This window comes from Vibrio sp. R15-SG3-ISO1B (assembly GCF_059833835.1).
This window is the reverse complement of sequence record NZ_JCBDGG010000006.1, coordinates 53,581-76,908: the sequence shown is the minus strand read 5'-3', so window position 1 is coordinate 76,908 and position 23,328 is coordinate 53,581. Positions and strand designations below refer to the sequence as shown.

General features: G+C 50.1%; 17 protein-coding genes. 6 read left to right on the top strand and 11 right to left on the bottom strand.

What is annotated here, in order from left to right; translation table 11 throughout:
• Nucleotides 1-190: 190 nt before the first annotated feature.
• Nucleotides 191-517, bottom strand: coding sequence for a thioredoxin TrxA (gene trxA / locus AC6R0S_RS02250; RefSeq protein ID WP_053440774.1), 327 nt, complete (start codon nt 515-517; stop codon nt 191-193).
• A gap of 112 nt (nt 518-629) precedes the next feature.
• Here trxA and rhlB point away from each other — a divergent pair, with 112 nt between their 5' ends.
• Both rhlB and gppA read left to right on the top strand, forming a co-directional pair.
• A complete protein-coding gene (gene rhlB / locus AC6R0S_RS02245; protein WP_334555473.1) occupies nt 630-1,931 on the top strand; it encodes an ATP-dependent RNA helicase RhlB in 1,302 nt (433 codons plus the stop codon).
• A gap of 7 nt (nt 1,932-1,938) precedes the next feature.
• Complete coding sequence (gene gppA, locus AC6R0S_RS02240; RefSeq protein ID WP_500637125.1) at nt 1,939-3,444, top strand: guanosine-5'-triphosphate,3'-diphosphate diphosphatase; 1,506 nt, start codon at nt 1,939-1,941, stop codon at nt 3,442-3,444.
• A 131-nt stretch (nt 3,445-3,575) separates the two neighbouring features.
• Here gppA and AC6R0S_RS02235 read toward each other — a convergent pair whose 3' ends face one another.
• The 3 genes from AC6R0S_RS02235 to recQ form a co-directional block, all read right to left on the bottom strand.
• Nucleotides 3,576-4,244 carry a 7-cyano-7-deazaguanine/7-aminomethyl-7-deazaguanine transporter gene (locus AC6R0S_RS02235; protein WP_500630713.1) on the bottom strand — a complete coding sequence of 223 codons (669 nt, stop codon included), beginning with the start codon at nt 4,242-4,244 and terminating at the stop codon, nt 3,576-3,578.
• 256 nt (nt 4,245-4,500) lie between these two features.
• Nucleotides 4,501-4,815: a DUF3630 family protein gene (locus AC6R0S_RS02230; RefSeq protein WP_500630714.1), complete on the bottom strand. Its 315-nt coding sequence runs from the start codon at nt 4,813-4,815 to the stop codon at nt 4,501-4,503.
• Complete coding sequence (gene recQ, locus AC6R0S_RS02225) at nt 4,808-6,643, bottom strand: ATP-dependent DNA helicase RecQ (protein WP_500637124.1); 1,836 nt, start codon at nt 6,641-6,643, stop codon at nt 4,808-4,810. Before recQ ends, AC6R0S_RS02230 begins: the two co-directional genes overlap by 8 nt.
• A gap of 152 nt (nt 6,644-6,795) precedes the next feature.
• Here recQ and rarD point away from each other — a divergent pair, with 152 nt between their 5' ends.
• Together rarD and AC6R0S_RS02215 are read left to right on the top strand one after the other, a co-directional pair.
• A complete protein-coding gene (rarD, locus tag AC6R0S_RS02220; RefSeq protein WP_500630716.1) occupies nt 6,796-7,725 on the top strand; it encodes an EamA family transporter RarD in 930 nt (309 codons plus the stop codon).
• Nucleotides 7,726-7,735: 10 nt separating this feature from the next.
• Complete coding sequence (locus AC6R0S_RS02215; protein ID WP_500630717.1) at nt 7,736-8,407, top strand: LysE family translocator; 672 nt, start codon at nt 7,736-7,738, stop codon at nt 8,405-8,407.
• Between the two features lie 828 nt (nt 8,408-9,235).
• On the opposite strand, the gene uvrD is transcribed toward AC6R0S_RS02215, so the two are convergent.
• Nucleotides 9,236-11,407: a DNA helicase II gene (gene uvrD / locus AC6R0S_RS02210; protein ID WP_500625325.1), complete on the bottom strand. Its 2,172-nt coding sequence runs from the start codon at nt 11,405-11,407 to the stop codon at nt 9,236-9,238.
• A 154-nt stretch (nt 11,408-11,561) separates the two neighbouring features.
• Nucleotides 11,562-13,604, bottom strand: coding sequence for an oligopeptidase A (gene prlC, locus AC6R0S_RS02205; RefSeq protein ID WP_500629610.1), 2,043 nt, complete (start codon nt 13,602-13,604; stop codon nt 11,562-11,564).
• Between the two features lie 284 nt (nt 13,605-13,888).
• Here prlC and AC6R0S_RS02200 point away from each other — a divergent pair, with 284 nt between their 5' ends.
• Both AC6R0S_RS02200 and gorA read left to right on the top strand, forming a co-directional pair.
• On the top strand, nt 13,889-14,728 hold the full coding sequence (locus tag AC6R0S_RS02200) for a 23S rRNA (adenine(2030)-N(6))-methyltransferase RlmJ (protein WP_500630718.1): 840 nt from the start codon (nt 13,889-13,891) through the stop codon (nt 14,726-14,728).
• 94 nt (nt 14,729-14,822) lie between these two features.
• Nucleotides 14,823-16,178: a glutathione-disulfide reductase gene (gorA, locus tag AC6R0S_RS02195; RefSeq protein WP_500630719.1), complete on the top strand. Its 1,356-nt coding sequence runs from the start codon at nt 14,823-14,825 to the stop codon at nt 16,176-16,178.
• A 39-nt stretch (nt 16,179-16,217) separates the two neighbouring features.
• On the opposite strand, the gene AC6R0S_RS02190 is transcribed toward gorA, so the two are convergent.
• The 5 genes from AC6R0S_RS02190 to AC6R0S_RS02170 form a co-directional block, all read right to left on the bottom strand.
• Entirely contained in the window at nt 16,218-17,150 is a 933-nt protein-coding gene (locus tag AC6R0S_RS02190) for an SPOR domain-containing protein (protein WP_500630720.1), read from the bottom strand.
• Nucleotides 17,151-17,313: 163 nt separating this feature from the next.
• Nucleotides 17,314-18,252 carry an ABC transporter permease gene (locus AC6R0S_RS02185; protein WP_487903369.1) on the bottom strand — a complete coding sequence of 313 codons (939 nt, stop codon included), beginning with the start codon at nt 18,250-18,252 and terminating at the stop codon, nt 17,314-17,316.
• 1 nt (nt 18,253) lies between these two features.
• On the bottom strand, nt 18,254-19,231 hold the full coding sequence (locus AC6R0S_RS02180) for an ABC transporter permease (protein ID WP_334555460.1): 978 nt from the start codon (nt 19,229-19,231) through the stop codon (nt 18,254-18,256).
• A 150-nt stretch (nt 19,232-19,381) separates the two neighbouring features.
• The gene (locus AC6R0S_RS02175) at nt 19,382-20,932 is read right to left on the bottom strand and encodes an ABC transporter substrate-binding protein (RefSeq protein ID WP_487903370.1); all 1,551 of its coding nucleotides are present in this window, start codon (nt 20,930-20,932) and stop codon (nt 19,382-19,384) included.
• Between the two features lie 91 nt (nt 20,933-21,023).
• A complete protein-coding gene (locus AC6R0S_RS02170; RefSeq protein ID WP_487903371.1) occupies nt 21,024-22,739 on the bottom strand; it encodes a dipeptide ABC transporter ATP-binding protein in 1,716 nt (571 codons plus the stop codon).
• Nucleotides 22,740-23,328 lie beyond the last annotated feature (589 nt).

The following is a 23,328-nucleotide window of genomic DNA, read 5'->3' as shown; positions in this document are numbered from 1 at the left end:
TACTTGTTTAGTCAAAATAAGGATCTGTTATTTAGTTAGATGAATTTGGTCAGAGGATCGACCAAAGAAGAGAACTTGTTTAATTAACGTGCGATAAATTAGCACTAAATACTAGACTAGTCTAGATTTTGTTGGCCTTCAAAAACAAAACCGTGCATCGGTTAAAATGCACGGTCTTAGCTCGGTGGACTTATAGGTTGGCGTCCAAAAACTCTTTCAGTTGAGTCTTAGACAGCGCACCAACTTTGGTCGCTGCGACGTTACCATCTTTGAACAGAAGTAACGTTGGAATACCACGGATACCAAACTTAGGCGGTGTGCCTGCGTTCTGGTCGATGTTCAGTTTACCGATAGTGAGTTTGCCTTCGTACTCGTCTGCGATTTCGTCCAGAATCGGCGCGATCATTTTACATGGTCCGCACCATTCTGCCCAAAAATCCACAAGAACCGGGCCTGCAGCATTGATTACATCAGCATCAAAACCATCATCAGTTAGCTGCAAAATTTTATCACTCATCTTCCACTCCAATGTGTTTTTTCTGAACTGGTTGGATGATAACCAGTATTTAGATGCCCTATTGGAATGTATTTACTTTCGTATTGCAAGCTTAAGCTGATATTCTATAGCAATGAAAAAGACGCATATCACAGAGCAAAAGTTCGCCGATTTGGGTTTACACCCCCAAGTTACTGAAGGATTGGAGAAAAAAGGGTTCGAGTTTTGTACCCCTATCCAAGCCTTGGCGTTGCCGGTACTGCTCACCGGCCAAGACATCGCAGGACAAGCTCAAACAGGGACAGGCAAAACCCTGGCTTTCTTGACTGCTACTTTTAACCATTTGTTGACCACGCCTGAGCATGACGGCCGCAAACCGACACAGCCGCGTGCCATCATTATGGCGCCGACTCGTGAGCTGGCGATCCAGATCTATAATGATGCGGCGCCATTGGTCGAAAGCACAGGGATCAAAACCGCCCTTGCCTACGGTGGCGAAAGCTACGACAAACAACTTGCGAAACTTGAGCAAGGTGTGGACGTACTGATCGGCACCACAGGTCGTATCATCGACTTCTATAAGCAGCGGGTGTTCAACCTTAACAATATCCAAGCAGTGGTATTGGATGAAGCAGATCGCATGTTCGATCTTGGCTTTATTAAAGACATTCGTTTCCTATTCCGCCGCATGCCAGAGCCAAAAGAGCGTTTGAACATGCTGTTTTCTGCCACGCTGTCATACCGCGTGCAAGAACTCGCTTTTGAACACATGCACAACCCAGAGCATGTCGTGGTCGAGCCGGAACAAAAAACCGGTCACCGTATAAAAGAAGAACTGTTCTACCCTTCTAACGAGCACAAAATGGCGCTGCTGCAAACTCTGATTGAAGAAGAGTGGCCAGACCGTGCTATCGTGTTTGCCAACACCAAGCACAAATGTGAATCCGTATGGGGACATCTGGCCGCTGACGGTCATCGTGTCGGCCTACTTACTGGTGATGTTCCGCAGAAGAAGCGCGAGAAGATTCTTGAGCAATTCACCAAAGGTGACGTCGATATTCTGGTTGCTACCGATGTCGCGGCGCGCGGTTTGCACATTCCGCAAGTCACGCACGTCTTTAACTACGATTTGCCTGATGATTGTGAAGATTATGTCCACCGTATCGGTCGTACTGGTCGTGCGGGCGCAAGCGGTCACTCTATTAGCTTCGCTTGTGAAGATTACGCGATCAATTTGCCTGCTATTGAAGAGTACATTGAGCACACGATCCCACAATCGGATTACGACGCAAGCGCTTTGATTCAAGACCTGCCTGCACCGATTCGCATGCGCAGCAACAAACCTCAGCAACGTCGTACAAACACCGGTGGCTCGCGTAACAACAACCGCCGTAACAACAACCGCTCTCGTTCACGTCAGCAAAAGGATTCTTAAGTCGTCTATGAGTCAAGCCGTCTCCTCTCCGCTCTACGCTGCCATCGACCTCGGGTCGAACAGTTTTCACATGCTCGTTGTGCGTCATATCGATGGCAGCGTTCAAACCATGGCTAAAATCAAGCGCAAAGTGCGCCTTGCCGCTGGCCTAGACGAAAACAATGCTCTGAGCCTAGACGCCATGCAGCGCGGATGGGACTGCTTGCGCTTGTTTGCAGAGCGATTGCAAGACATTGAACCGGATAATATCCGCATCGTCGGCACCGCGACCTTAAGAACGGCGACCAACGCCGAGCAATTTCTTGCCAAAGCCAATGAAATCTTAGGTCACACGATCGAGGTCATCAGTGGTGAGGAAGAAGCGGCCACTATTTATAAAGGCGTTGCGCACACCTCCGGTGGTAGCGGACGTCGTTTGGTGGTCGATATTGGTGGCGCCAGCACTGAACTGATTATCGGTGAAGGGTTTGAAGCCAAAGCGCTCACCAGTCTAAAAATGGGCTGCGTGACCTGGCTTGAGAAGCACTTTAAAGACAGACAGTTGACAGCCAGTAACTTTGACAACGCCATTTCGGCGGCCAAGCAGACGCTGCACCCCATCTTGGAGCAATACCGCGCGCTGGGTTGGGATGTGTGTGTCGGCGCGTCCGGCACGGTGCAAGCTTTGCAAGAGATCATGTTAGCGCAAGGGATGGATGAGGTGATCACCCACCCGAAACTCAAGCGCTTACAAAAGCAAGCCATGCGCGCTGACCACCTCGAAGAGCTGGATATCGAAGGGCTCACTTTCGAACGGGCGCTGGTATTTCCGAGCGGCTTGTCGATTCTCATTGCGATTTTCGAGTTGTTAGAGATCGAGGCAATGACACTGGCCGGCGGCGCACTGCGCGAAGGCTTAGTGTACGAAATGGTCGATGAACTTAAGCAAGACGACATACGTGCGCGCACCATTACCAGTGTCCAAACGCGATACCAATTGGATGTCGCCTACGGTGAACAAGTTGCGCAGCAAGCCAATACCTTACTCACTCAATGCGAGCAAGGCTGGATTACGGAAGACCAAGGGGTGGTACTACTCGATACCGCCGCTAAGCTGCATGAAATTGGCCTGACGATCGACTTTAAAAAAGGCGGCGAGCACGGAGCGTATCTCCTTCAGCATCTCGATTTGCCAGGCTTTACCCGTGCGCAGAAGCACCTGTTGGGTGAGCTCACTCGTCGCTATCGTGAACAGCTCTCCTCACTGCCTGAGCAGCACGCGCTCTCTGGCACCAGTGCCAAGCGTGTGTTGCGTCTACTCAGACTGGCCGTGCTGTTAACCCATCGCCGTAATCCACAACTTGCGCCAGATGTGGTGTTAACCACCGACGGTGATAAGCTGACGCTGACCTTGGACCCACTCTGGTTAGAGCAAAACCCTCTCACCAGTGCGGAGCTTGAAATTGAAGCGAACCGCCAGAGTGATATTGGCTGGCCCTTGGCGATCACCACCCGCGCAGTGGCGGCCATCTAAATTACGTCGCCGCGCAGCACAGAGTTGAAAGCAGCGCAGAGATCAAAAAACCCGAGACGTTATCGCCTCGGGTTTTCTTTTATCTGCAGATCGATGCCTCTCATCAAAACCATCGATACCATGCCAAAATGCTAGTTAGCACCCACCACTTTAAAGTCTGGGTTCACGGCGGTCAGCTTCTTAACCAAGTAGTTCAGTAGCACCCCATACATAGGCACGAACAAGCCAAGACTGATAATCAGTTTAAAGCCGTAGTCCACCAGCGCGATTTCCGTCCAATGCTCAGCCATAAACGGATCTGGGCTTTGGTAAAACGCAATCGCAAAAAAGGCGATGGTATCAAGTGCGTTGCCAAACAAAGTCGAGCAGGTCGGCGCCACCCACCACTGCTTCAACTGGCGCAGACGATTGAACACGTGCACATCGAGGATTTGTCCGAGTAGGTAGGCCATGAAGCTGGCGACCGCGATACGCGCAACAAACAGATTGAGCTCGCCGAGCTGAGCGACACCTTGAAACTGCCCCTCGAAAAAGAGGACAGACAACGCATAAGAAACCGCTAAGGCCGGCAGCATCACCAAGAAGATAATTCTACGTGCCAATGCCGCGCCAAAGACACGGACGGTGAGATCCGTGGCGAGAAAAATAAAAGGAAAGGTGAACGCGCCCCAAGTGGTATGAAAACCCATAACCGTAAAGGGCAGCTGCACGAGATAATTGCTCGATGCAATGATAACCAAATGGAACAGAACTAACAGAAAAAGGGCTTTGCGCTGCTGCGCAGGAGTAAAGTGATTCATACGATACCTTTTTAGTTTGGTTTGGGGGTGAGGGAACCCAAATTGAACCTCTTCATCATGAAGTGGCTCAGACCAACAATGTCTATGCTCAATAATGGCACCCTGCCATTATCACGGCCGGCGATTATACATTAACCAACCCGCGCCGCAAGCGCCCAACCAAAGGCAATCGTTCACGTACCGATTTCGGCGACGCATCAGCCACTTCAGCGCACATGACTATTCGTTAGTAGGCAGGAAGTTAAAAAACTGGCCGTTAAAAACCACGTTCAAACAGCGCTGCTAAAAAATCACACTCCGGCTGAGATTGCTCAACCACCAAGGATTCTAGCCAAACACTTTCACTGTAGTGTTCCGCTCTGAGAACCAACTGGCAGCCTTCAAAATCAATCAACCAAGTGTGGATGTCTGCATCCCACTGTTTCTCTATTACCTTGGCCGACAGTAGGCCAACCAAACGCTCGGCCAACTCTGGAAAGGTGTCAAAATCAAATCGAGGCGTACGCAAAATCAATCGCCCCTGATCCGCTTGATACTCAATCAAGCCAAACTCGCTGTGCTCATTAGCCATGGTGCGTCAAATGCTCCTGAATCAAATCAAGGAAAGGATCGGCATATTTCTCCAGCTTGCGCTGACCAACGCCATTCACTGCCAGCATCTCGCCGTAAGAGGTTGGCAAGATCTCCGCCATATCCATCAAGGTCGCATCACTGAAAACAACGTAAGGTGGTAAGCCATCTTCATCGGCAATCGACTTTCTTAGTTTACGCAGCTTAGCAAACAGCTTCTTATCGTAGTGTTTATTCGCCAGCTTATCCGAACGTGCAGCACGCGCCGCGGTGTCTAACCGAGGGACGGCTAGTTCCAATGTGCGCTCACCTTTGAGTAGTGGGCGCGCTTCTTCGGTTAATTGCAACGTCGAGTTGCGTGTGATGTTTTGGCTTAACAGTCCTTTATGGATCAACTGTCGGAAAATACTCACCCAGTAGTCGTGACTATTCTCGCGCCCAAGTCCGTACGTCGAGAGTTGGTCATGACCGTTTTCTCGAATACGAATGTTTTGCATGCCGCGCAGCACTTCCACCACATAACCAATACCGAAGCTTTGATTGACCCGGTAAACACAAGAGAGTGCCTTTTGCGCTTGTTCCGTGGCATCGAAATGTTTCGGCGGATCGAGGCAGATATCGCAGTTGCCGCAAGGCTCTTGTCGATACTCACCAAAATAGTTAAGCAGTACTTGGCGGCGACAGGTTTGCGCCTGTGCAAACGCGCTCATGGCATTCAGTTTGTGCGCTTCGACTTGCTTTTGCGGCCCCTCTTCTTTTTCATCGAGCATGCGACGCAGCCAGCCGATGTCAACGGGGTCATAGAGCATCATGGCTTCTGCTGGTAAGCCGTCTCGACCTGCACGACCGGTTTCTTGATAGTAGGACTCAATATTGCGCGGAATATCAAAGTGGACCACAAAGCGCACATTGGGCTTATTGATCCCCATGCCAAACGCGACCGTGGCGACGACTATTTGAATATCATCGCGCTGAAAGGCTTCTTGTACATAGGCGCGCTCGTCGGCGTCTAGCCCTGCGTGATAACTGGCGGCGCGCAGCCCGTTATTGCACAGTTTTTCGGTCACCATCTCGACCTTTTTACGGCTACCACAATAGATGATGCCGCATTGACCGCGTTGCTCATCCAAAAAGCGCACGATTTGTGAGACCGGCTTGTGCTTTTCCACCAGCGTGTAGCGAATATTCGGTCGATCAAAACTGCCCAAATAGATGTGTGGCTCGTTCAGCTGTAAACGGTGAGTAATATCGCTGCGCGTTGCTTCATCAGCGGTTGCCGTTAACGCCATCACAGGAACCTGTGGAAACCATTGCTTCAACTGACCTAGCGCGGCGTATTCCGGGCGAAAGTCGTGTCCCCACTGGGAAATACAGTGCGCTTCATCCACGGCAATCATCGCCAGCGGCAAGTTCTCTAACCGCTCGACAAAATCACGCATCAACACACGTTCCGGCGAGACATAGACCAGCTTAAGCGCCCCAGAGTGCATGCGATTGTAGACAGAGGTAAGCGCCTCTCTCGCCATCGTCGAGTTAATACACTCAGCAGCGACGCCATTGGCTTTCAACTGATCCACTTGGTCTTTCATCAAGGAGATCAAAGGCGATATGACTAAGGTCAGCCCCTCTTTGAGCAGCGCCGGCACTTGATAGCACAGTGACTTACCGCCGCCTGTTGGCATAATGACTAAGCTGTCTTGACCGTCTAGCGCGGTATCAATCGCGTCACGTTGACCTTCTCGAAATTCGTGGTAACCAAACACCTTTTCCAAGACGCTCTGAGCGGTTTCGATAGAATCAGGTTGCTGCGCGATCAGTGTGGCTGTCATTACGCTCTCTGTTGGGATAAGTGGGGTGGAAAAATCGAGCGCTTATTGTAGTTGGGAATAGCGGTGAATAAAACTGCAAAGTGCTAGGTGATTCTCAATCCTATTCGTATACTACTCGTTTGATTTCATAATTCTGTGTTGAGAATCATCCAATGACAACCGACGAACAGCAACGCGCGCGGCAAGGTGTCCTCCTTGCGATTGGTGCCTACACCATGTGGGGAATCGCGCCAATTTACTTTAAGACCATTAGTGAGGTCTCTGCGATTGAGATTTTAAGTCACCGTGTTGTCTGGTCTTTTTTCCTGTTAGCGCTACTGATTCATCTCAGCCGAGGCTGGAAGACCGTACGCGACGTGCTGACATCCAAAAAGAAAATGACCTACCTCGTCACCACGGCCACCTTGGTTGGGGCCAACTGGTTGATTTTCATCTGGGCGGTGAACGCCAATCATATGCTCGATGCCAGTCTTGGCTACTACATCAACCCGTTAATTAATGTGGTGCTCGGCATGCTGTTTCTCGGTGAGCGCCTGCGAAAATTGCAGTGGTTTGCTGTCGCACTCGCCGCCTGTGGTGTATTGGTCCAGTTGGTTGCGTTTGGCTCGGTACCGATTGTCGCCATTGCGCTGGCGATGAGCTTTGGTTTTTATGGCTTGCTGCGTAAAAAAGTCAGCTTAGATGCGCAAACGGGGTTGTTTATCGAGACCTTAGTGATGCTGCCTGCCGCTGCGATCTATCTTATCGGGGTTGCCGACTCCGCCACCTCGAACCTGAGCCAGAATCCCTTAGATCTCAATCTGCTCCTTGTTGCTGCGGGTATCATCACTACCCTACCGCTGCTCTGCTTTACGGGCGCCGCGACACGATTAAAGCTCTCAACGCTGGGGTTTTTCCAATACATAGGCCCAAGCCTGATGTTTATGCTCGCCGTGCTTGTCTATGGTGAAGCCTTTACGCCAGACAAAGCCATCACCTTTGCCTTTATTTGGGGTGCACTGGTCGTATTTAGCTTCGACGGTTTAAAAACCAACCGCCAAAGCCGCCGCGCCGCCAAACTGTTAAACACGAAACAAGCCTAACGTTACCGACATGAATGAGATCACTTTACTTGCTACTCTAGCGACGGTTCATTTCATCGCCTTAATGAGCCCGGGCCCCGACTTTGCGCTTGTGGTGCAAAATGCCACCCGTTACGGGCGCCAGACCGGATTTTTTATCGCGCTGGGCCTCTCTTTCGGCATTCTCTTGCACTCGCTGCTCAGCCTGACTGGGGTGAGCTATCTGGTGCATCAGCAGCCAACCCTATTTTCGCTCGTGCAACTTGCCGGCGGTAGCTACCTCTTATATCTCGGCGTAGGCGCACTAAAGGGAACATGGGCGCGCATTCAATCCTCGCAGGGCGCAGCGCAAGATGATGCCACCTCTGAACAAGCACTCTTGGTCAACAAGCGTCACGCCTTCTCCAAAGGCTTTGCGACCAATATTCTCAACCCCAAAGCGTTGGTCTTTTTTGTCAGTTTGATGTCCAGCCTGGTGCCTGCCAGTATGTCGCTGGGCGGCAAAAGCGCTGCACTGTTGATTTTATGGGGCCTCTCGCTCGCTTGGTTCTCCTTCTTGGCCTGGATGCTGTCAACGCAGCGTATGCAGCGCAAACTGAAATCATTGAGCCTCTACATCGACGCATTATGCGGTCTGATGTTCAGCGGCATCGGCCTTGGCATTTTATGGCAATCAACTAACGCCATCGCCATGCTCTTTTAGCTCTGCTCAGAATAACCACTCATAAAAAATGGCCATAACGGCCATTTTTTGTTTATTTATTCACTTCTAACGCATCTTAGGGCAAAAAGTTGCGCTCGATCACAATCGGTGTCTCGTCAATGATCGGCGATCGTCCAGACATCTTGTGCGAGATCTCTCACAAGCTAGTGAGTCAAACTCTCTTTTTGTCTAAGAAAATTATCAATTAAAAATCATAAATCATTGTTTTAACTTGATATGTGTGAAATTTCGTCAATTTTTTTTGCCTCTTATCGTTTTTCTGACGTTGCTGAACTTCGCCAAAGTCTTAATATGAACTCTGTCGGAAGGATGCTGACACGGAACAGGAAATCACCACGGATTCGGTGGTCTTCAGGATGAAGATACGGTTGCTTAGGATGAGTAATCGGCATGGAAAGCAAATTGGACATTGAACGGACGCAATAGTAGCTAGGATGGTTACTACTAAGGATGGGAAATGGACACCTCTGGACGAGGCATGGAACGATCATCAGGATGATGAAAGGGACACCGCTCAGGGAACAAGCGAAGTGAACTAACGAGGAACGTTAGTAGACCAGGATAGGGTCAAGGACACCGCTAGGATGGCGATGAAAGGACTACGCTGAAGGACGTCAGCATACTATCAAGGATTTGATGCATGGAGCACTTTTAGTAGCCGGATTGCTGCGAGTAAGACTATAACCCCGATGGGCGCAAGCCCTCGGGGTTTTTCTTTGTGTGAAGAAAGTGATTAGGTTCTAGTGCCTAGTTCCTAGAGGGGGTACTCGGGGAGTATGTCTAGGAACTTAGGGTCGATGGGGCAGATTAGAGCTTTTCGAGTTTCGCGTACGCGGTAACGAGCCACTTGATCCCTTCACCATTAAAGGCAACCTGAACGCGACTTTGCGGGCCACTGCCTTCAAAGTTGATGATGGTCCCCTCACCAAATTTAGGGTGCATCACTCGCGAGCCAAGGCTAAAGCCGGTTTCATTGAAGTTCTCTTTGACCGCCGTTTGGCTAAAGCGACCACTGCTGGTCGGGCGACTGACCTGTGCTTTCATTCGCACTTCGTCCAAACAATTTTCGGGTAGCTCACGAATAAAACGCGACGGTTTGTGGTACTTGTCTTGACCGTATAACCGGCGCATTTCGGCGTAAGTAATGTAGAGCTTTTGCATCGCACGAGTCATGCCGACATAACACAGACGACGCTCTTCTTCGAGTCGCCCTGCTTCCTCTGCAGACATCTGGCTTGGGAACATCCCCTCTTCAACACCGACCATAAACACCAGCGGAAACTCCAACCCTTTGGCGCTGTGCAGCGTCATTAATTGCACCGCATCGTCAAACTCATCCGCTTGCCCTTCGCCCGCTTCCAGTGCAGCGTGGGTCAAAAATGCCGTTAACAGCGTCATCTCATCCGCTTCTTCTGGCTTTTCAAATTGACGAGTTGCAGTGACCAACTCCTCCAAGTTCTCTATGCGTGCCTTGGACTTCTCACCTTTCTCCTGTTCGTACATGGCGTACAAACCGGAGTATTTGATCACATGGTCGGTTTGCTCATGCAATGGCATCTCTAGGGTGTCATCTTCCAGCGCATTCACCAACTCCACAAAGCGGCTTAATGCGCCAGCAGCGCGGCCAGCAAGGACTTTATCTTCCAGTAAACGTACGCTCGCTTCCCACATGGTGCAGCCTTGATCGCGGGCAGCAAAACGGATGGTTTCCAGGGTTTTATCACCAAGGCCACGGGTAGGCGTGTTCACCACTCGCTCAAACGCCGCATCATCATTGCGATTGGCCATTAATCGTAAGTAACTCAAGGCATCTTTGATTTCTTGGCGCTCGAAGAAGCGCATGCCGCCGTAGATGCGATATGCGAGCCCAGCTTGAATCAAGGCTTCTTCCAGAACACGTGACTGGGCGTTGTTGCGGTAAAGCATCGCGGCATCCACCAGCGCCCCGCCGTTCTCTTGCCACTCTTTAATTTTGTTGACCGCAAAACGCGCTTCATCAAGCTCGTTGTACGCCGAGTAGACAGAAATAGGCTCGCCTTCACTGCCCTCCGTCCACAGCTCTTTGCCCATACGCTCAGTGTTGTTGGCGATCAGCGCGTTGGACGCCTGCAAAATGGTTTTGGTTGAGCGGTAGTTCTGCTCAAGACGAATGGTATTGACGCTTGGAAACTCTTGGGTGAACTTTTCAATGTTCTCGATTTTCGCCCCGCGCCAACCGTAGATGGACTGATCGTCATCGCCGACGATCATCACGTGCGAATCTGGGCCAGCCATCATTCTCAGCCAAGCGTATTGAATGTTGTTGGTATCTTGAAACTCATCGACCAGAATATGCTTAAAGCGCGCTTGGTAATGCTCGCGGATGTGCTTCTTATCACGCAATAGCTCATGGGCACGCAGCAAAATTTCAGCAAAATCGACCAAGCCGGCGCGATCGCACGACTCTTGGTAAGCTCGATAAATTTGTAGATAGGTTTGGGTTATGGGATCGTGGTAAGCATCGATGTGCGCCGGTCTCAGGCCTTCATCTTTTTTACCGTTGATCCACCAAGCCACTTGACGCGGTGGCCACTGTTTTTCATCCAGATTTTGCGCTTTGATTAATCGGCGCAATAGGCGCTGCTGATCATCACTGTCGATGATTTGAAAATCTTCAGGCAGTTTGGCATCTAAGTAGTGCGCGCGCAAAATGCGGTGGCAAATCCCATGAAACGTGCCGTTCCACATCCCCGAGGCGCTGCCCATCATCAACTCTTCAATTCGGCCACGCATCTCCGCCGCGGCTTTGTTGGTGAAGGTCACCGACATGATCGAAAACGGCGACGCTTGCTCCACAGACATCAACCACGCAATTCGGTGGACCAGCACGCGGGTTTTACCACTTCCGGCGCCAGCCAGCACAAGCAGGTTTTCTAAAGGAGCGGCAACAGCCTCGCGCTGTTTGTCGTTGAGACCGTCGAGAAGTAAAGAAGGATCCATGGGGGACTCGGCTACTGGTTATCTATACATGAAAAATGATTATAACCTAAACAGCCTTGCCATTTCAGAAGAAAAATCAGAAAAAGCACGATGAAAAACAGGAGGCGCTTGGCCTCCTGTTTCCCGTGTGATACAGCGTTGTGATGCGACCGTGTTATGCGGCAATCCCTGCGTGACGTAACAAAGCATCAATCTCTGGCTCACGGCCTCTGAAGCGCTTAAACAGCTCCATCGGCTCTTCACTGCCGCCCATCTCTAAGATGTGATTCAAGAAGCTCTGACCCGTTTGCGGGTTAAAGATCCCCTCTTCTTCAAACTTCGAGAACGCATCTGATGACAGCACTTCGGCCCACAAGTAGCTGTAGTATCCCGCGCTGTATCCACCCGCAAAGATATGACTAAAGCTGTGTGAGAAGCGGTTCCACTCTAGGCTTGGCAGTACCGCGACTTTCGCTTTGACCTGTGCAAGGGTTTCAAGAACACGTGGACCAACCTCTGGGTCGAATTCAGTGTGCAAGGTGAAGTCAAACAGACCAAACTCTAGCTGGCGAAGAATGAACATCGCGGACTGGAAGTTTTTCGCGGCCAGCATTTTGTCGAGCATGGCTTTTGGTAAAGGTTCGCCGGTTTCGTAGTGACCAGAAATGAAGGCCAGTGCCTCCTCTTCCCAGCACCAGTTTTCCAGGAATTGACTCGGCAGTTCCACCGCATCCCAAGGTACACCGTTGATGCCAGACACCGAACCTGTGTCCACTTGAGTCAACATATGATGGATACCGTGACCAAACTCATGGAACAAGGTCACCACTTCATCATGGGTAAACAGCGCTGGCTTATCACCCACCGGACGATTGAAGTTACAGGTCAAGTAGGCCACTGGGGTTTGCAGCTCACCGTTGGCGTTGATGCGGCGCACACGGCACTCATCCATCCACGCACCGCCGCGTTTGTGTTCACGGGCGTACAAATCGAGATAGAAGCTGCCACGTAAGGTGTCATTGGCATCGAAAATATCAAAGAAGCGCACCGACTCATGCCAAGTTTCCACGCCTTGGCGCTCCTCAACACGCATACCAAAGACACGTTTGAGCACTTCAAACAGACCACTGACCGCTTTGGATTCAGGGAAGTACGGACGCAGCTCTTCATCTGAGATTTGGAACAGGTGCTGTTTCTGTTTTTCGCTGTAGTAAGCGATGTCCCATAAGTTGAGCTCTTCAACGCCAAACTCTTGCTGAGCAAACTGACGCAACTCTTCCACTTCACGCTCACCTTGTGGCTTCGCTTTCGCGGCTAAATCATTGAGGAAGCCAAGCACTTGCTCAGGGCTCTGCGCCATTTTCGTTGCAAGCGACTTTTCACTGTAGTTATTGAAACCCAGCATACGCGCCACTTCATAGCGCAGTTTGAGCAGCTCACTGATAATCTCGCTGTTGTCCCACTCTCCCGCTTTCGGGCCGCGATCAGACGCGCGCGTCACGTAGGCTTCATACATCTCTTGGCGCAGCGCTTGATTGTCACAGTAGGTCATCACCGGCAGGTAGGAAGGAATGTCGAGGGTGAGCAGATAGCCGTCTAACTCTTTCGCTTGCGCAGCGGCTTTCGCGGCGGCGAGCGCCGACTCTGGCATGCCTGCCAACTCAGCATCATCGGTGACGTGCTTGCTCCAACCCATGGTCGCATCTAAGACGTTGTTCGAGAACTTTGAGCCCAGCTCTGACATACGCTTGCTGATCTCACCATAACGATGCTGCTGATCAGCCGGCAAACCAATACCAGACAGCTCGAAGTCGCGCAGGCCATCGGTGATGGTTTTCTTTTGTGCTTGCGTTAGAGTCGCAAACGCTGGGCTGGCTTTGATCGCTTTGTAGGCATCAAACAGCCCTTTGTGTTGACCTACCCAAGTGCCATATTCCGACAACAGCGGCAAGCAGCTTTCGTACGCCTCACGCAACTCATCACTGTTGACCACAGAGTTCATGTGACTCACTGGCGACCAAATGCGGCTTAAACGGTCATCCACCTCTTCAATGGGCGCAATCACACTCTCCCAAGTCGGTGCGTCGTTGCCGGCCAGCACTTGGTCGATTTTAGCGCGGCACGCAGCAATCGCGTCTTCAACTGCTGGTTTCACATGTTCTGGTTGGATGTGAGCAAAAGGCGGCAGATCGGTAAACGTCAGCAATGGGTTAGACATAAGCATTCCTTTTTTGTTGGCAGACGAGCTGAGATGTTCGTCGGGTCTTATAGAATAGATAGTGCCCCGAGAGGACTTTTTCAATAGTCATCGACCGCTAAGTTGTTGCCAATTCTTACGATATTCGCGTGAGATAAGCACAAATCGGCAAGTCACGACTTTTTGTTTACCTAGCCGACAAAGGCACAGAGAAAGACAAGCAGCCCGGCGTCGGTGCGGTTATACTCTCCCACATCGCTTTTTGGGAAATAACTATGGCCTAGGGCCATTTAGAGAGAACCGTTTTGCTAAGCTATCGTCACAGTTTTCACGCAGGTAACCATGCCGATGTGGTTAAACACATTGTGCAAAGCCTGATCCTTAACTCGCTCAAGAATAAAGACAAACCGTTTGTGTATCACGACACGCACTCCGGTGTTGGTCGTTACGATTTGACCCACGAATGGTCAGAGAAGACAGGTGAGTACAAGCAAGGCATCGCGCGGGTATGGGCACAAAGTGAGAGACCTGAGGCGATTCAGAGCTATCTTGATGCCATCACGAGCTTAAACAACGGTGAAGGACTGCGCTACTACCCTGGTTCACCACGCGTCGCCCGCGCCCACCTGCGCCCACAAGATCGCATGCTACTGACCGAACTTCACCCTAGTGACTACCCATTGCTGCAACAAGAGTTTCATCGTGATCGCCAAGTCAGCATTTTTAAAGAGGATGGTTTCCAGCGTCTCAAAGCCAGCTTGCCGCCGCAAGAGCGCCGCGGCCTAGTGCTCATCGACCCACCCTATGAGCTAGCCAAAGAATATCGCGATGTGGTTCAGGCTATAGCACAAAGTTATAAGCGCTGGGCTACCGGGATTTATGCGATTTGGTATCCTGTGGTCAACCGCTGCGACATTGAAGATATGATTGAAGGTCTAGAAGGACTCGGGATTCGTAAAATCTTGCAAATCGAGCTTGGCGTCTCTCCAGATACCAATGAGCGCGGCATGACGGCCTCTGGGATGATTGTCATCAATCCCCCTTGGACATTGGAAAGAGACATGAACGACATTTTGCCTTTCCTCAAGGAGGCAATTGCCCCCGTCACAGGCCACTGGAAAGTCGATTGGATTGTTCCTGAGTAGCCTTGGCAAAGTCAGACATTTCGCTGCGATGGATTGAGTTCAACCAGTTCATCCTCATATACATAATAATCAGCTAAAAAATTTGGAGAAAGTAATGGCGACTCATTTTGACTATATCTGTATCGGTGGTGGTTCTGGCGGCATCGCATCAGCGAACCGCGCGGCCATGTACGGTGCAAAAGTAGCCCTAATTGAAGCTCAAGACCTAGGCGGTACCTGTGTCAATGTTGGTTGTGTCCCTAAAAAAGTGATGTGGCACGGCGCGCAAATCGCAGATGCGATGAACCTTTATGCCGAAGACTACGGATTTGACATCGATGTCAAAGGCTTCGATTGGAGCAAACTGGTCGAAAGCCGCCAAGCGTATATTGGCCGCATTCACCAATCTTACGACCGCGTATTGGGCAACAACAAAGTTAACGTCATCAAGGGCTTTGCGAAATTCGTTGATGAGAAAACCGTCGAAGTGAATGGCGAGCACTACACCGCTGATCATATCCTGATTGCCGTTGGTGGTCGTCCAACCATTCCTAATATCCCAGGTGCAGAGTACGGCATCGACTCAAACGGCTTCTTCGAGCTTGCTGAGCAGCCAAAACGCGTTGCGGTGATTGGCGCTGGCTACATTGCCGTCGAGATTGCGGGTGTGCTTAACGCTCTCGGCACGGAAACTCACCTGTTTGTTCGTAAAGAGTCGCCGCTACGCAGCTTTGACCCAATGATCATCGAGACCTTGGTAGAAGTGATGGAAGCTGAAGGGCCAGCACTGCACACTCACTCCATTCCAAAAGAAGTGGTGAAAGAAGCCAATGGCAGCCTGACACTTCACCTTGAAAACGGTCATACACACAACGTTGACCAGTTGATCTGGGCTATCGGCCGTCATCCTGCCACGGACGCGATCAATCTCGCTTCAACCGGTGTTGAAACCAATGAGCGTGGCTACATCAAAGTGGATGAGTTCCAAGCGACCAACGTGCCAGGAATCTACTGTGTCGGTGACATTATGGAAGGGGGCATCGAGCTAACACCAGTGGCGGTTAAAGCCGGTCGCCAACTCTCTGAGCGTCTATTCAACGGTAAAACAAACGCTAAGATGGATTACAACCTTGTCCCGACCGTAGTGTTTAGTCACCCACCTATCGGCACTATTGGTTTAACCACCCAAGAAGCCGAAGAGAAGTACGGCAAAGAGAATGTGAAAGTGTACACTTCTGGCTTTACCGCCATGTACACCGCAGTGACTCAGCACCGTCAGCCATGCAAAATGAAACTCGTGTGTGCGGGAGAAGAAGAAACCGTAGTCGGTCTACACGGCATTGGCTTTACCGTGGACGAAATGATTCAAGGCTTCGGCGTAGCAATGAAGATGGGCGCCACCAAAGCTGACTTCGACTCTGTGGTTGCGATTCACCCAACGGGTAGCGAAGAATTCGTTACCATGAGATAAGTCACTGATATTTAATAAAAAGGACGCATCGCGTCCTTTTTATTTCACGCACATCACATTAAGCAGAGAGGTGCCTTTTAACTGGTTGACCTTGCCACTGGCAAAAAGTCCAGTGCGTCCGCTTCCCCAGTAGGGCAAATGCATCGGCCACTTATTCGGGCCCATATGTTCAGCCGCCAATAGATTTTGCCACTCTTGCTCACTGGCAAGACGCATTCCCAAACGATAACAGGTTTTGTAGGCGTCTTCATAGTTCATGCGATTCCACGGCAAGCCATGTTCCATATAGAACTGATCATTACCAAACATGGTATAAGGTACCTTGTACTCTGCGCCGTTAATGCTCGCGGATAGTCGGATAAGGATTTCATCTTGAGGCTCGCTATTTGCCCTCTCGACATTCGCTGACTCTGTTTTTAAGGGAATCGGCACAGGCAGTACCGTGGTGTGTTGAGTCTGCGTTTTTGCTGTGGATTTAGGTGAGGGTTTGGCTTTTTCGACAGGCTGAGTCTTACGCTTAGCGGCGGAGGCTTTCGGCGGTGCCCCTTTGACAACTTCACGAATAAACGCTTCTTTGTAGCCGGGCTCACTTTTCACCTTCGCAAGATCTGCGCGCGCCTTGGCAAACTCATCGTACGGGCCAATTAAGCAGCGTACCCCTTTGCCTTCTGGTTTTGCCCACACATCAGTGGAAATATGCTGGTACAGCACCTTCGCTTTATCCAATGATAACGGTTGGCTGAAGACACCACACTGAATCCAAAAGCTCGATTCACTGCCCTTAGGTTTAGTGCCCCATAGACCATTGCCGATAGGACAGGCCGCATCGAGCACTGGCAACTCGGTATTTGAGGCCTGTGTGGCATCACAGAGAAATTCTTCAGCACTGACTGAACTGGTCGACAAGGAGACAGTGAGCCACGCGGCAACACTCAAAAGCGGTAACATGGTTCGTTTCGGCTTGACTGCCATAATGATATCCAATCCCTTATTCTTTCGCCTAAAACCGGGCGTCTAATCCACGCCACTAGGGTAAACCATACACTGTTGAAAAAAGATGAATGCAAAAAAAGAGCCGTAATCGGTTACGGCTCTTAGTGTAGTGATGTTTTTGTAGTCAGATCTTAGGCTTAGATCACCCTTTGTAAATTTTGGGGTTAAATACATCACGTAACCAGTCACCCAACAGGTTGATGACCAATACCAGTGTCACCAACACAATGCCTGGGAAGGCGGTAATCCACCATGCACCGGAGAAGATGTAGTTAAAGCCAATGCTGATTAACGCACCCAATGATGGCTGATCAACCGGCAAACCTAATCCTAGGAAAGAAAGTGCCGCCTCGGACATGATCGCATTCGCCACCTGAACGGTTGAGATAACCAAGATGGGTGACAAACAGTTCGGCAAAATATGACGGAACATGATACGTGGCGCTTTAAAGCCCATCACACGTGCCGCTTCGACGTACTCTTTCTTCTTCTCTGCCAACACCGATGCACGAATCGTCCGCGCATATTGCGGCCATTCAGCGACACCAATGATCACCACCAGCATGATCACCGCATACTGACTGTAAAAGTCACTGCCGAAGCTGGCTTTAAAGATGGCAGAGACAATGATGGCCACCATCATGGTTGAGAACGACAGCTGCACATCGGCAAAACGCATCAAGAAACTATCAATACGACCGCCAAAGTAACCCGCAGACAGCCCAATCACGATGCCAAGTAGCAGTTGCAGACCCACCGCCAAGAAGCCGATGGTGAGAGACAAACGTGAGCCATACAAAATGGTCGATAGGATGTCACGGCCTTGCTCGTCGGTACCAAGCACAAAGCGCTCTTCCCCGCCGTCCATCCACGATGGAGGCAGTTCTGAGTCCATAATATCAATCGATGACAAATCATACGGATCGCTTGGCGCAAGTACGGGCGCGGCAATCGCGACAATCAAGAAAATCATAAAAATGCTGAAACTTGTCATCGCGACTTTATCGCGCTTGAAGTAGTACAAGAAATCAGACTGTTTGAAACGCTCCCAATGAGAAGGAGCTGCGGCTGTTTGACTCATGTTATGCTCCTTTTCCTGTCAGATTAACCGTTGGGTTGATGATGCCGTAGAGTAAGTCGACAATCGTGTTGGTCACCACAAAGATAAGACCAACAAAAATTACGTACGCCGTAATCAAAGGTGTATCGACTCGGTTGATCGCTTCAAGGAAAAGAAAACCCATCCCAGGCCACTGGAACACCGTTTCCGTCAAAATGGTGTACGCCACCATAGTACCGATTTGTACCCCACCCACAGTCAACACCGGTAGCATGGTGTTTTTCAGTGCGTGTTGGTAATAGATTTTGTTCATCGCCAAGCCTTTAGCTTTAGCGAACTTGATGTATTCCGAGCTCAGCACTTCCAGCATTTCAGAGCGAACCAGGCGAATGAAGAGTGGCAACATGATTGACGCCAGAGCCACACACGGCAAGATCAGATGCGCTAAGCCGTCTAAAGTAAAGTAGCCAGACTCCCAGCCGAGCCAGTTCGCCGTCTCACCGCGACCATAGGAAGGCAGCCAGCCAAGTTCGATGGAGAACACATACATCAGCATAATTGCCGTCAAAAAGACCGGAATCGAGATGCCGATACTGCTGCCTGCCATCACCACTTTAGTGAAGAAACTTTTTGGATGTATCGCCGAGTACACGCCAAGAGGAATCGACATAACGATGATGATCATCGTTGCACCAAACACCAACTCTAACGTCGCTACTAGCTTATCGAGAATCACGTCCACTGCAGGACGCTTGAAGAAGTACGATGTACCGAGATCGCCTTGCAGCGCAGCGCCGACAAAACGAGAATATTTGGTAATGAAGGGATCATTCAGGCCTAATTCATCACGCAGCGCTTGGCGCTCCGCCTCTGAAACAGACTGGCCCACCAACTCACGCAGTGGATCACCTAAGTTATCCTGAATGGCAAACGCCACTAGACTGATCACAAACATCACTATCAGTGCCTGAAACAGGCGCTTGACCAGAAACGAAAACATTCCTTGCCCCTTAACTTTCCATGGATTTCAGCCTTGCTAAAGCAGAGGGATCTGCTCGCAAAATTCAGTCTTAATGATGGCGCTTTGCCCGACTGAAACAAAGCAAAGCGCCAAATTCGCTCTCCCATTACTGAGAGCGAGAGACTCTCATTACTTGACCACTAGGTCGCCAAGGTATGGGAAGTTCATAGCGTTGACGATAGGTGCGATGTCCACGTTAGATTTCGCGCCCCACGCCAGGTTTTGCCAGTGTAGAGGAACAAACGCCGCATCGTTGTACAGGATGGTTTCCACTTGTTGTAGCATTTGCGCACGTTTCGCTGGATCCGTTTCTACGTTTGACGCTTCAACCAATTGATCAAGCTCTGGGTTTGAGTAGTGACCACAGTTGTACTGACCTTTACCTGTTTCTTCATTACGCGTCATGGTTAGGAACTCAGAGAAGTTTGCAGAATCTTCGGTATCTGAGTGCCAGCCGATCATCAGCATGTCTGCCGCACACTTATCAAACTCTGGCCAGTATTGCGCTTTTGGCATGGTTTTCAGGTCAACTTTAATGCCGATCTTAGACAGCATTGCCGCCGCCGCTTGAGCGATTTTCGCATCGTTCACGTAGCGGTTGTTTGGCGCCATCATTGTCAACGTAAAGCCGTCCTCGTAACCCGCTTCTTTCATCAGCTCTTTGGCTTTCTTCAGATCGAAGCGTGGCACAAGATCCGCGCTGTAACCTGCATAACCTTCAGGTCCTTGCTGACCCGCAACACTTGCGAAGCCTTTCATGATTTTATCCACAATGCCTTCGTTGTTGATCGCATGAACGATCGCCTGACGAACGCGGACATCTTTCAACGCTTCGTTGCTATTTTGGTTCATTTGGAACGTGATAATACGAGTACCAGGCAGTGTCACAAGATCGATATCTTTGGCGCCTTGTACACGCTTGTGGTCGTTTGGTGCAACCGGCGCAATCATATCAACGTCACCAGAAAGTAGCGCAGCCACACGTGTTGCGTCTTCTTTGATTGGCACTAGCGTTAGCTTGTCAACGTTACCTGTTGTGGTATCCCAGTAATCCGCAAAGCGTTGAAATTCGACTTTCACACCTTGCTCACGAGACGTCACAATAAACGGACCCGTACCAGATACGTTGGTCGAAGCAAACGAGTTACCGTGCTTCACAACTTCCGCTTTGTCTTTGCCATCTTCTGTTTGACCAGAGTAGAACTTGCTGTCCATTGGGAAGATGTAAGTCGCGGTTTGTAGAACCAGTGGGTAAGCGCCTTTAGACACCAACTCCACTGTGTAGTCATCCACTTTCACCATCTTCTCGTACGGTTCGAAGATCGCTTTAAAGTCTGGAGAGTTTTTCAGACGCTCGAACGTCCAAACCACATCATCCGCCGTTAGCTCGTTACCAGAGTGGAATTTCACGCCTTTGCGTAGCTCAAAACGGAATGTCGTGTCATCGACACGTTCCCATTTCTCAGCCAAACGAGGTTCAAAATCCAATTTTTGTGTGTAACGAACTAGCGGATCAAACACCATGTGAGACATTTGCAGAGTACCGCCTGATAGCTGCTCGTGTGGGTCAAGCGACACCGGGTCAGCGTCATAAGCGACAGTAATATCTGCTGCAGCGGCGGCAAAACTTAAGCCTGCTGCCATCAAAGCCACTGCTAGTTTGCTTTTCATGGTTTTCATGCATAACTCCTTATGCGGGATTCATCCCTAGTTGTTGTATTTGCTTCTGTTTAGCTACCCAACAAAACCGCGTTGGGCAAGGTATACGGCTTTAGGCCGTTTTTACTTCTTCTCTTAAGCCGGTGAACTCTGGCATCAGAGAAATCAGTTGTTGACTGTACTCATGCTGTGGTGAGTTAAACAGCTGCTCAGTGGGGGCCACTTCAAGTAGTGTACCCATTTGCATCACCCCAACACGGTCACACATCTGACGAATGACAGGTAAGTCATGGCTGATAAACAGCATAGTCAGATTGAGCTCATCTTGGAGATCTTTTAATAAGTTGAGGATTTGCGCTTGCACCGACACATCCAACGCCGACGTCGGCTCATCACAAATCAGCAAACGTGGACGAGTCGCCAGCGCGCGCGCAATCGAAATACGCTGACGCTGACCACCTGAGAATTCGTGCGGGTATTTCACCCCAGCCATTCGGCCCAAACCAACATGATCCAACAGATCGTTAACGATCTGGCGTGTTTCGGATTCATTCTTGGTCAGCTTATGGAAACGAATCGGCTCGGCGATGATGTCGAACACCTTCATTCGAGGGTTCATCGAGGTATAAGGGTTTTGGAATACCATCTGCATTTGACGGCGCAGCGGACGACGCTCTTTCTCTGACGTCATCGCAGTAAGGTCAATGCCCTCAAAGCACACTTTGCCCGAGTTCGGCTGATAAAGACCGGCAATCACTCGCGCAATGGTCGATTTTCCTGAACCAGACTCACCCACTAGGCCAAACGTCTCACCTTCAAACACTTCAAAACTGACATTGTTCGATGCTTGAACGTACTCTCGGCGGCTTTCAAATAAAGAGTCTTTGGTGACAAAGCGCAGGTTAACGTTTTCGACCGTCAACAAAGAGCCAGAATAAGCACGCTGATCTTGGCTTTGACCCAACCAGTGATTTTTGACATCCAGCGGCTTCATCTCTTTCGCTTCCTCGATGTAGCTCACCAGAGGGAAACGATCGAGTTTGATATCCGAACGAGGCACGGCAGAAATCAGGCTGCGCGTGTAAGCATGATCGGGGTCGCCCAGCACTTTGTTCGTCGGGCCAAACTCCACCAAATCGCCACGGTACATCACCGCCACGCGATCGGTTACGTTCGATACCACGCCCATGTCGTGCGTTACCAGCATACAGCCAACGTTGTTCTTGATACACAATTCTCGAATCAAGTTCAGGATTTGGTCTTGAATCGACACATCCAAGGCCGTCGTTGGCTCATCAGCGATAATTAAATCAGGCTCACCGGCAAGCGCAATCGCGATAACCACGCGCTGGCGCATACCACCAGAGAACTGGTGCGGGTATTGTTTGAGACGGTTTTCTGGCTGAGGAATGCCCACCTGCTTCATCAATGACAATGCACGTTGATACGCTTCGTCGTCCGACACCTTCATATTGGCATGGATGGTCTCGGTGAGTTGCTGCTCAACGGTAAATAGTGGGTTAAGAGAGGTCATTGGGTCTTGGAAGATAAAACCGATTTTTGACCCGCGCACTTTGCGCATTTTTTCTGGTGTCAGTCCGGAGATCTTCTCTCCATCAAGATAGACGTCACCACTTGCGACCTGACCCGGAGGGCTCAGTAAGTCGATCACCGCATTACCTACGGTGGATTTGCCGGCACCCGATTCGCCAACGACGCCAACAATCTCGCCTCTCTCTATATTAAAAGAAAGCGATTTGACCGCTGCGTGTACGCCGTGACGTGACGGATATTCGATACGAAGATTTTTGACTTCTAAAAGTGCCATTAACCAGACCTCTACTGCTGCGGCAGCCTTCTGCCCTGTCTGAAAAGTGAATCCATTCAAAAAACCGGATCAGTATTCCGGCAATTTACAAGGTCATCAATTTGGCAAAAAATTCACAGAAAATCAACAATCTTAGGATAAAAAGTTGAGAACGCACAAATATCAAGCAGCTTAACAAAATATCTATGCACCTTAGCGATACGATGCATTGATCGGACCTGCTGCATTTTGGCCGTCATTTGCACAGTTTTAGCGCACTTTCACTGCGAAACTTTCAGGGTCAACGAGAAGCCGAAAGGCATAGTTATTCACCCATTATTCAGACCGATCAATTAACAAAAATAACACACATAACCAGTGAGATTATTTTTATCGAGATCAAAAACTAGGCACCAATCACGTTAGTGGTGTAATAAATTGAATAATCACTCTAATACCATAGAAATGGTGGTGGGGAATAAGGAACGTAGCAGAGCAGTTGTTGAGTAAGTATCTGGGTTGTGGGTTGTGGGTTGTGGGTTGTGGGTTGTGGGTTGTGGGTTGTGGGTTGTGGGTTGTGGGTTGTGGGTTGTGGGTTGTGGGAGGATTG

What these genes read in the sequence shown, in the direction of transcription:
- gorA (WP_500630719.1), top strand. Translation starts at nt 14,823, where the DNA reads ATGGCGACTCATTTTGACTATATCTGTATCGGTGGTGGTTCTGGCGGC.
- uvrD (WP_500625325.1), bottom strand. Translation starts at nt 11,407, where the DNA reads ATGGATCCTTCTTTACTTCTCGACGGTCTCAACGACAAACAGCGCGAG.
- trxA (WP_053440774.1), bottom strand. Translation starts at nt 517, where the DNA reads ATGAGTGATAAAATTTTGCAGCTAACTGATGATGGTTTTGATGCTGAT.
- rarD (WP_500630716.1), top strand. Translation starts at nt 6,796, where the DNA reads ATGACAACCGACGAACAGCAACGCGCGCGGCAAGGTGTCCTCCTTGCG.
- AC6R0S_RS02230 (WP_500630714.1), bottom strand. Translation starts at nt 4,815, where the DNA reads ATGGCTAATGAGCACAGCGAGTTTGGCTTGATTGAGTATCAAGCGGAT.
- AC6R0S_RS02190 (WP_500630720.1), bottom strand. Translation starts at nt 17,150, where the DNA reads ATGGCAGTCAAGCCGAAACGAACCATGTTACCGCTTTTGAGTGTTGCC.
- rhlB (WP_334555473.1), top strand. Translation starts at nt 630, where the DNA reads ATGAAAAAGACGCATATCACAGAGCAAAAGTTCGCCGATTTGGGTTTA.
- AC6R0S_RS02215 (WP_500630717.1), top strand. Translation starts at nt 7,736, where the DNA reads ATGAATGAGATCACTTTACTTGCTACTCTAGCGACGGTTCATTTCATC.
- recQ (WP_500637124.1), bottom strand. Translation starts at nt 6,643, where the DNA reads ATGACAGCCACACTGATCGCGCAGCAACCTGATTCTATCGAAACCGCT.
- prlC (WP_500629610.1), bottom strand. Translation starts at nt 13,604, where the DNA reads ATGTCTAACCCATTGCTGACGTTTACCGATCTGCCGCCTTTTGCTCAC.
- gppA (WP_500637125.1), top strand. Translation starts at nt 1,939, where the DNA reads ATGAGTCAAGCCGTCTCCTCTCCGCTCTACGCTGCCATCGACCTCGGG.
- AC6R0S_RS02170 (WP_487903371.1), bottom strand. Translation starts at nt 22,739, where the DNA reads ATGGCACTTTTAGAAGTCAAAAATCTTCGTATCGAATATCCGTCACGT.
- AC6R0S_RS02235 (WP_500630713.1), bottom strand. Translation starts at nt 4,244, where the DNA reads ATGAATCACTTTACTCCTGCGCAGCAGCGCAAAGCCCTTTTTCTGTTA.
- AC6R0S_RS02180 (WP_334555460.1), bottom strand. Translation starts at nt 19,231, where the DNA reads ATGTTTTCGTTTCTGGTCAAGCGCCTGTTTCAGGCACTGATAGTGATG.
- AC6R0S_RS02175 (WP_487903370.1), bottom strand. Translation starts at nt 20,932, where the DNA reads ATGAAAACCATGAAAAGCAAACTAGCAGTGGCTTTGATGGCAGCAGGC.
- AC6R0S_RS02185 (WP_487903369.1), bottom strand. Translation starts at nt 18,252, where the DNA reads ATGAGTCAAACAGCCGCAGCTCCTTCTCATTGGGAGCGTTTCAAACAG.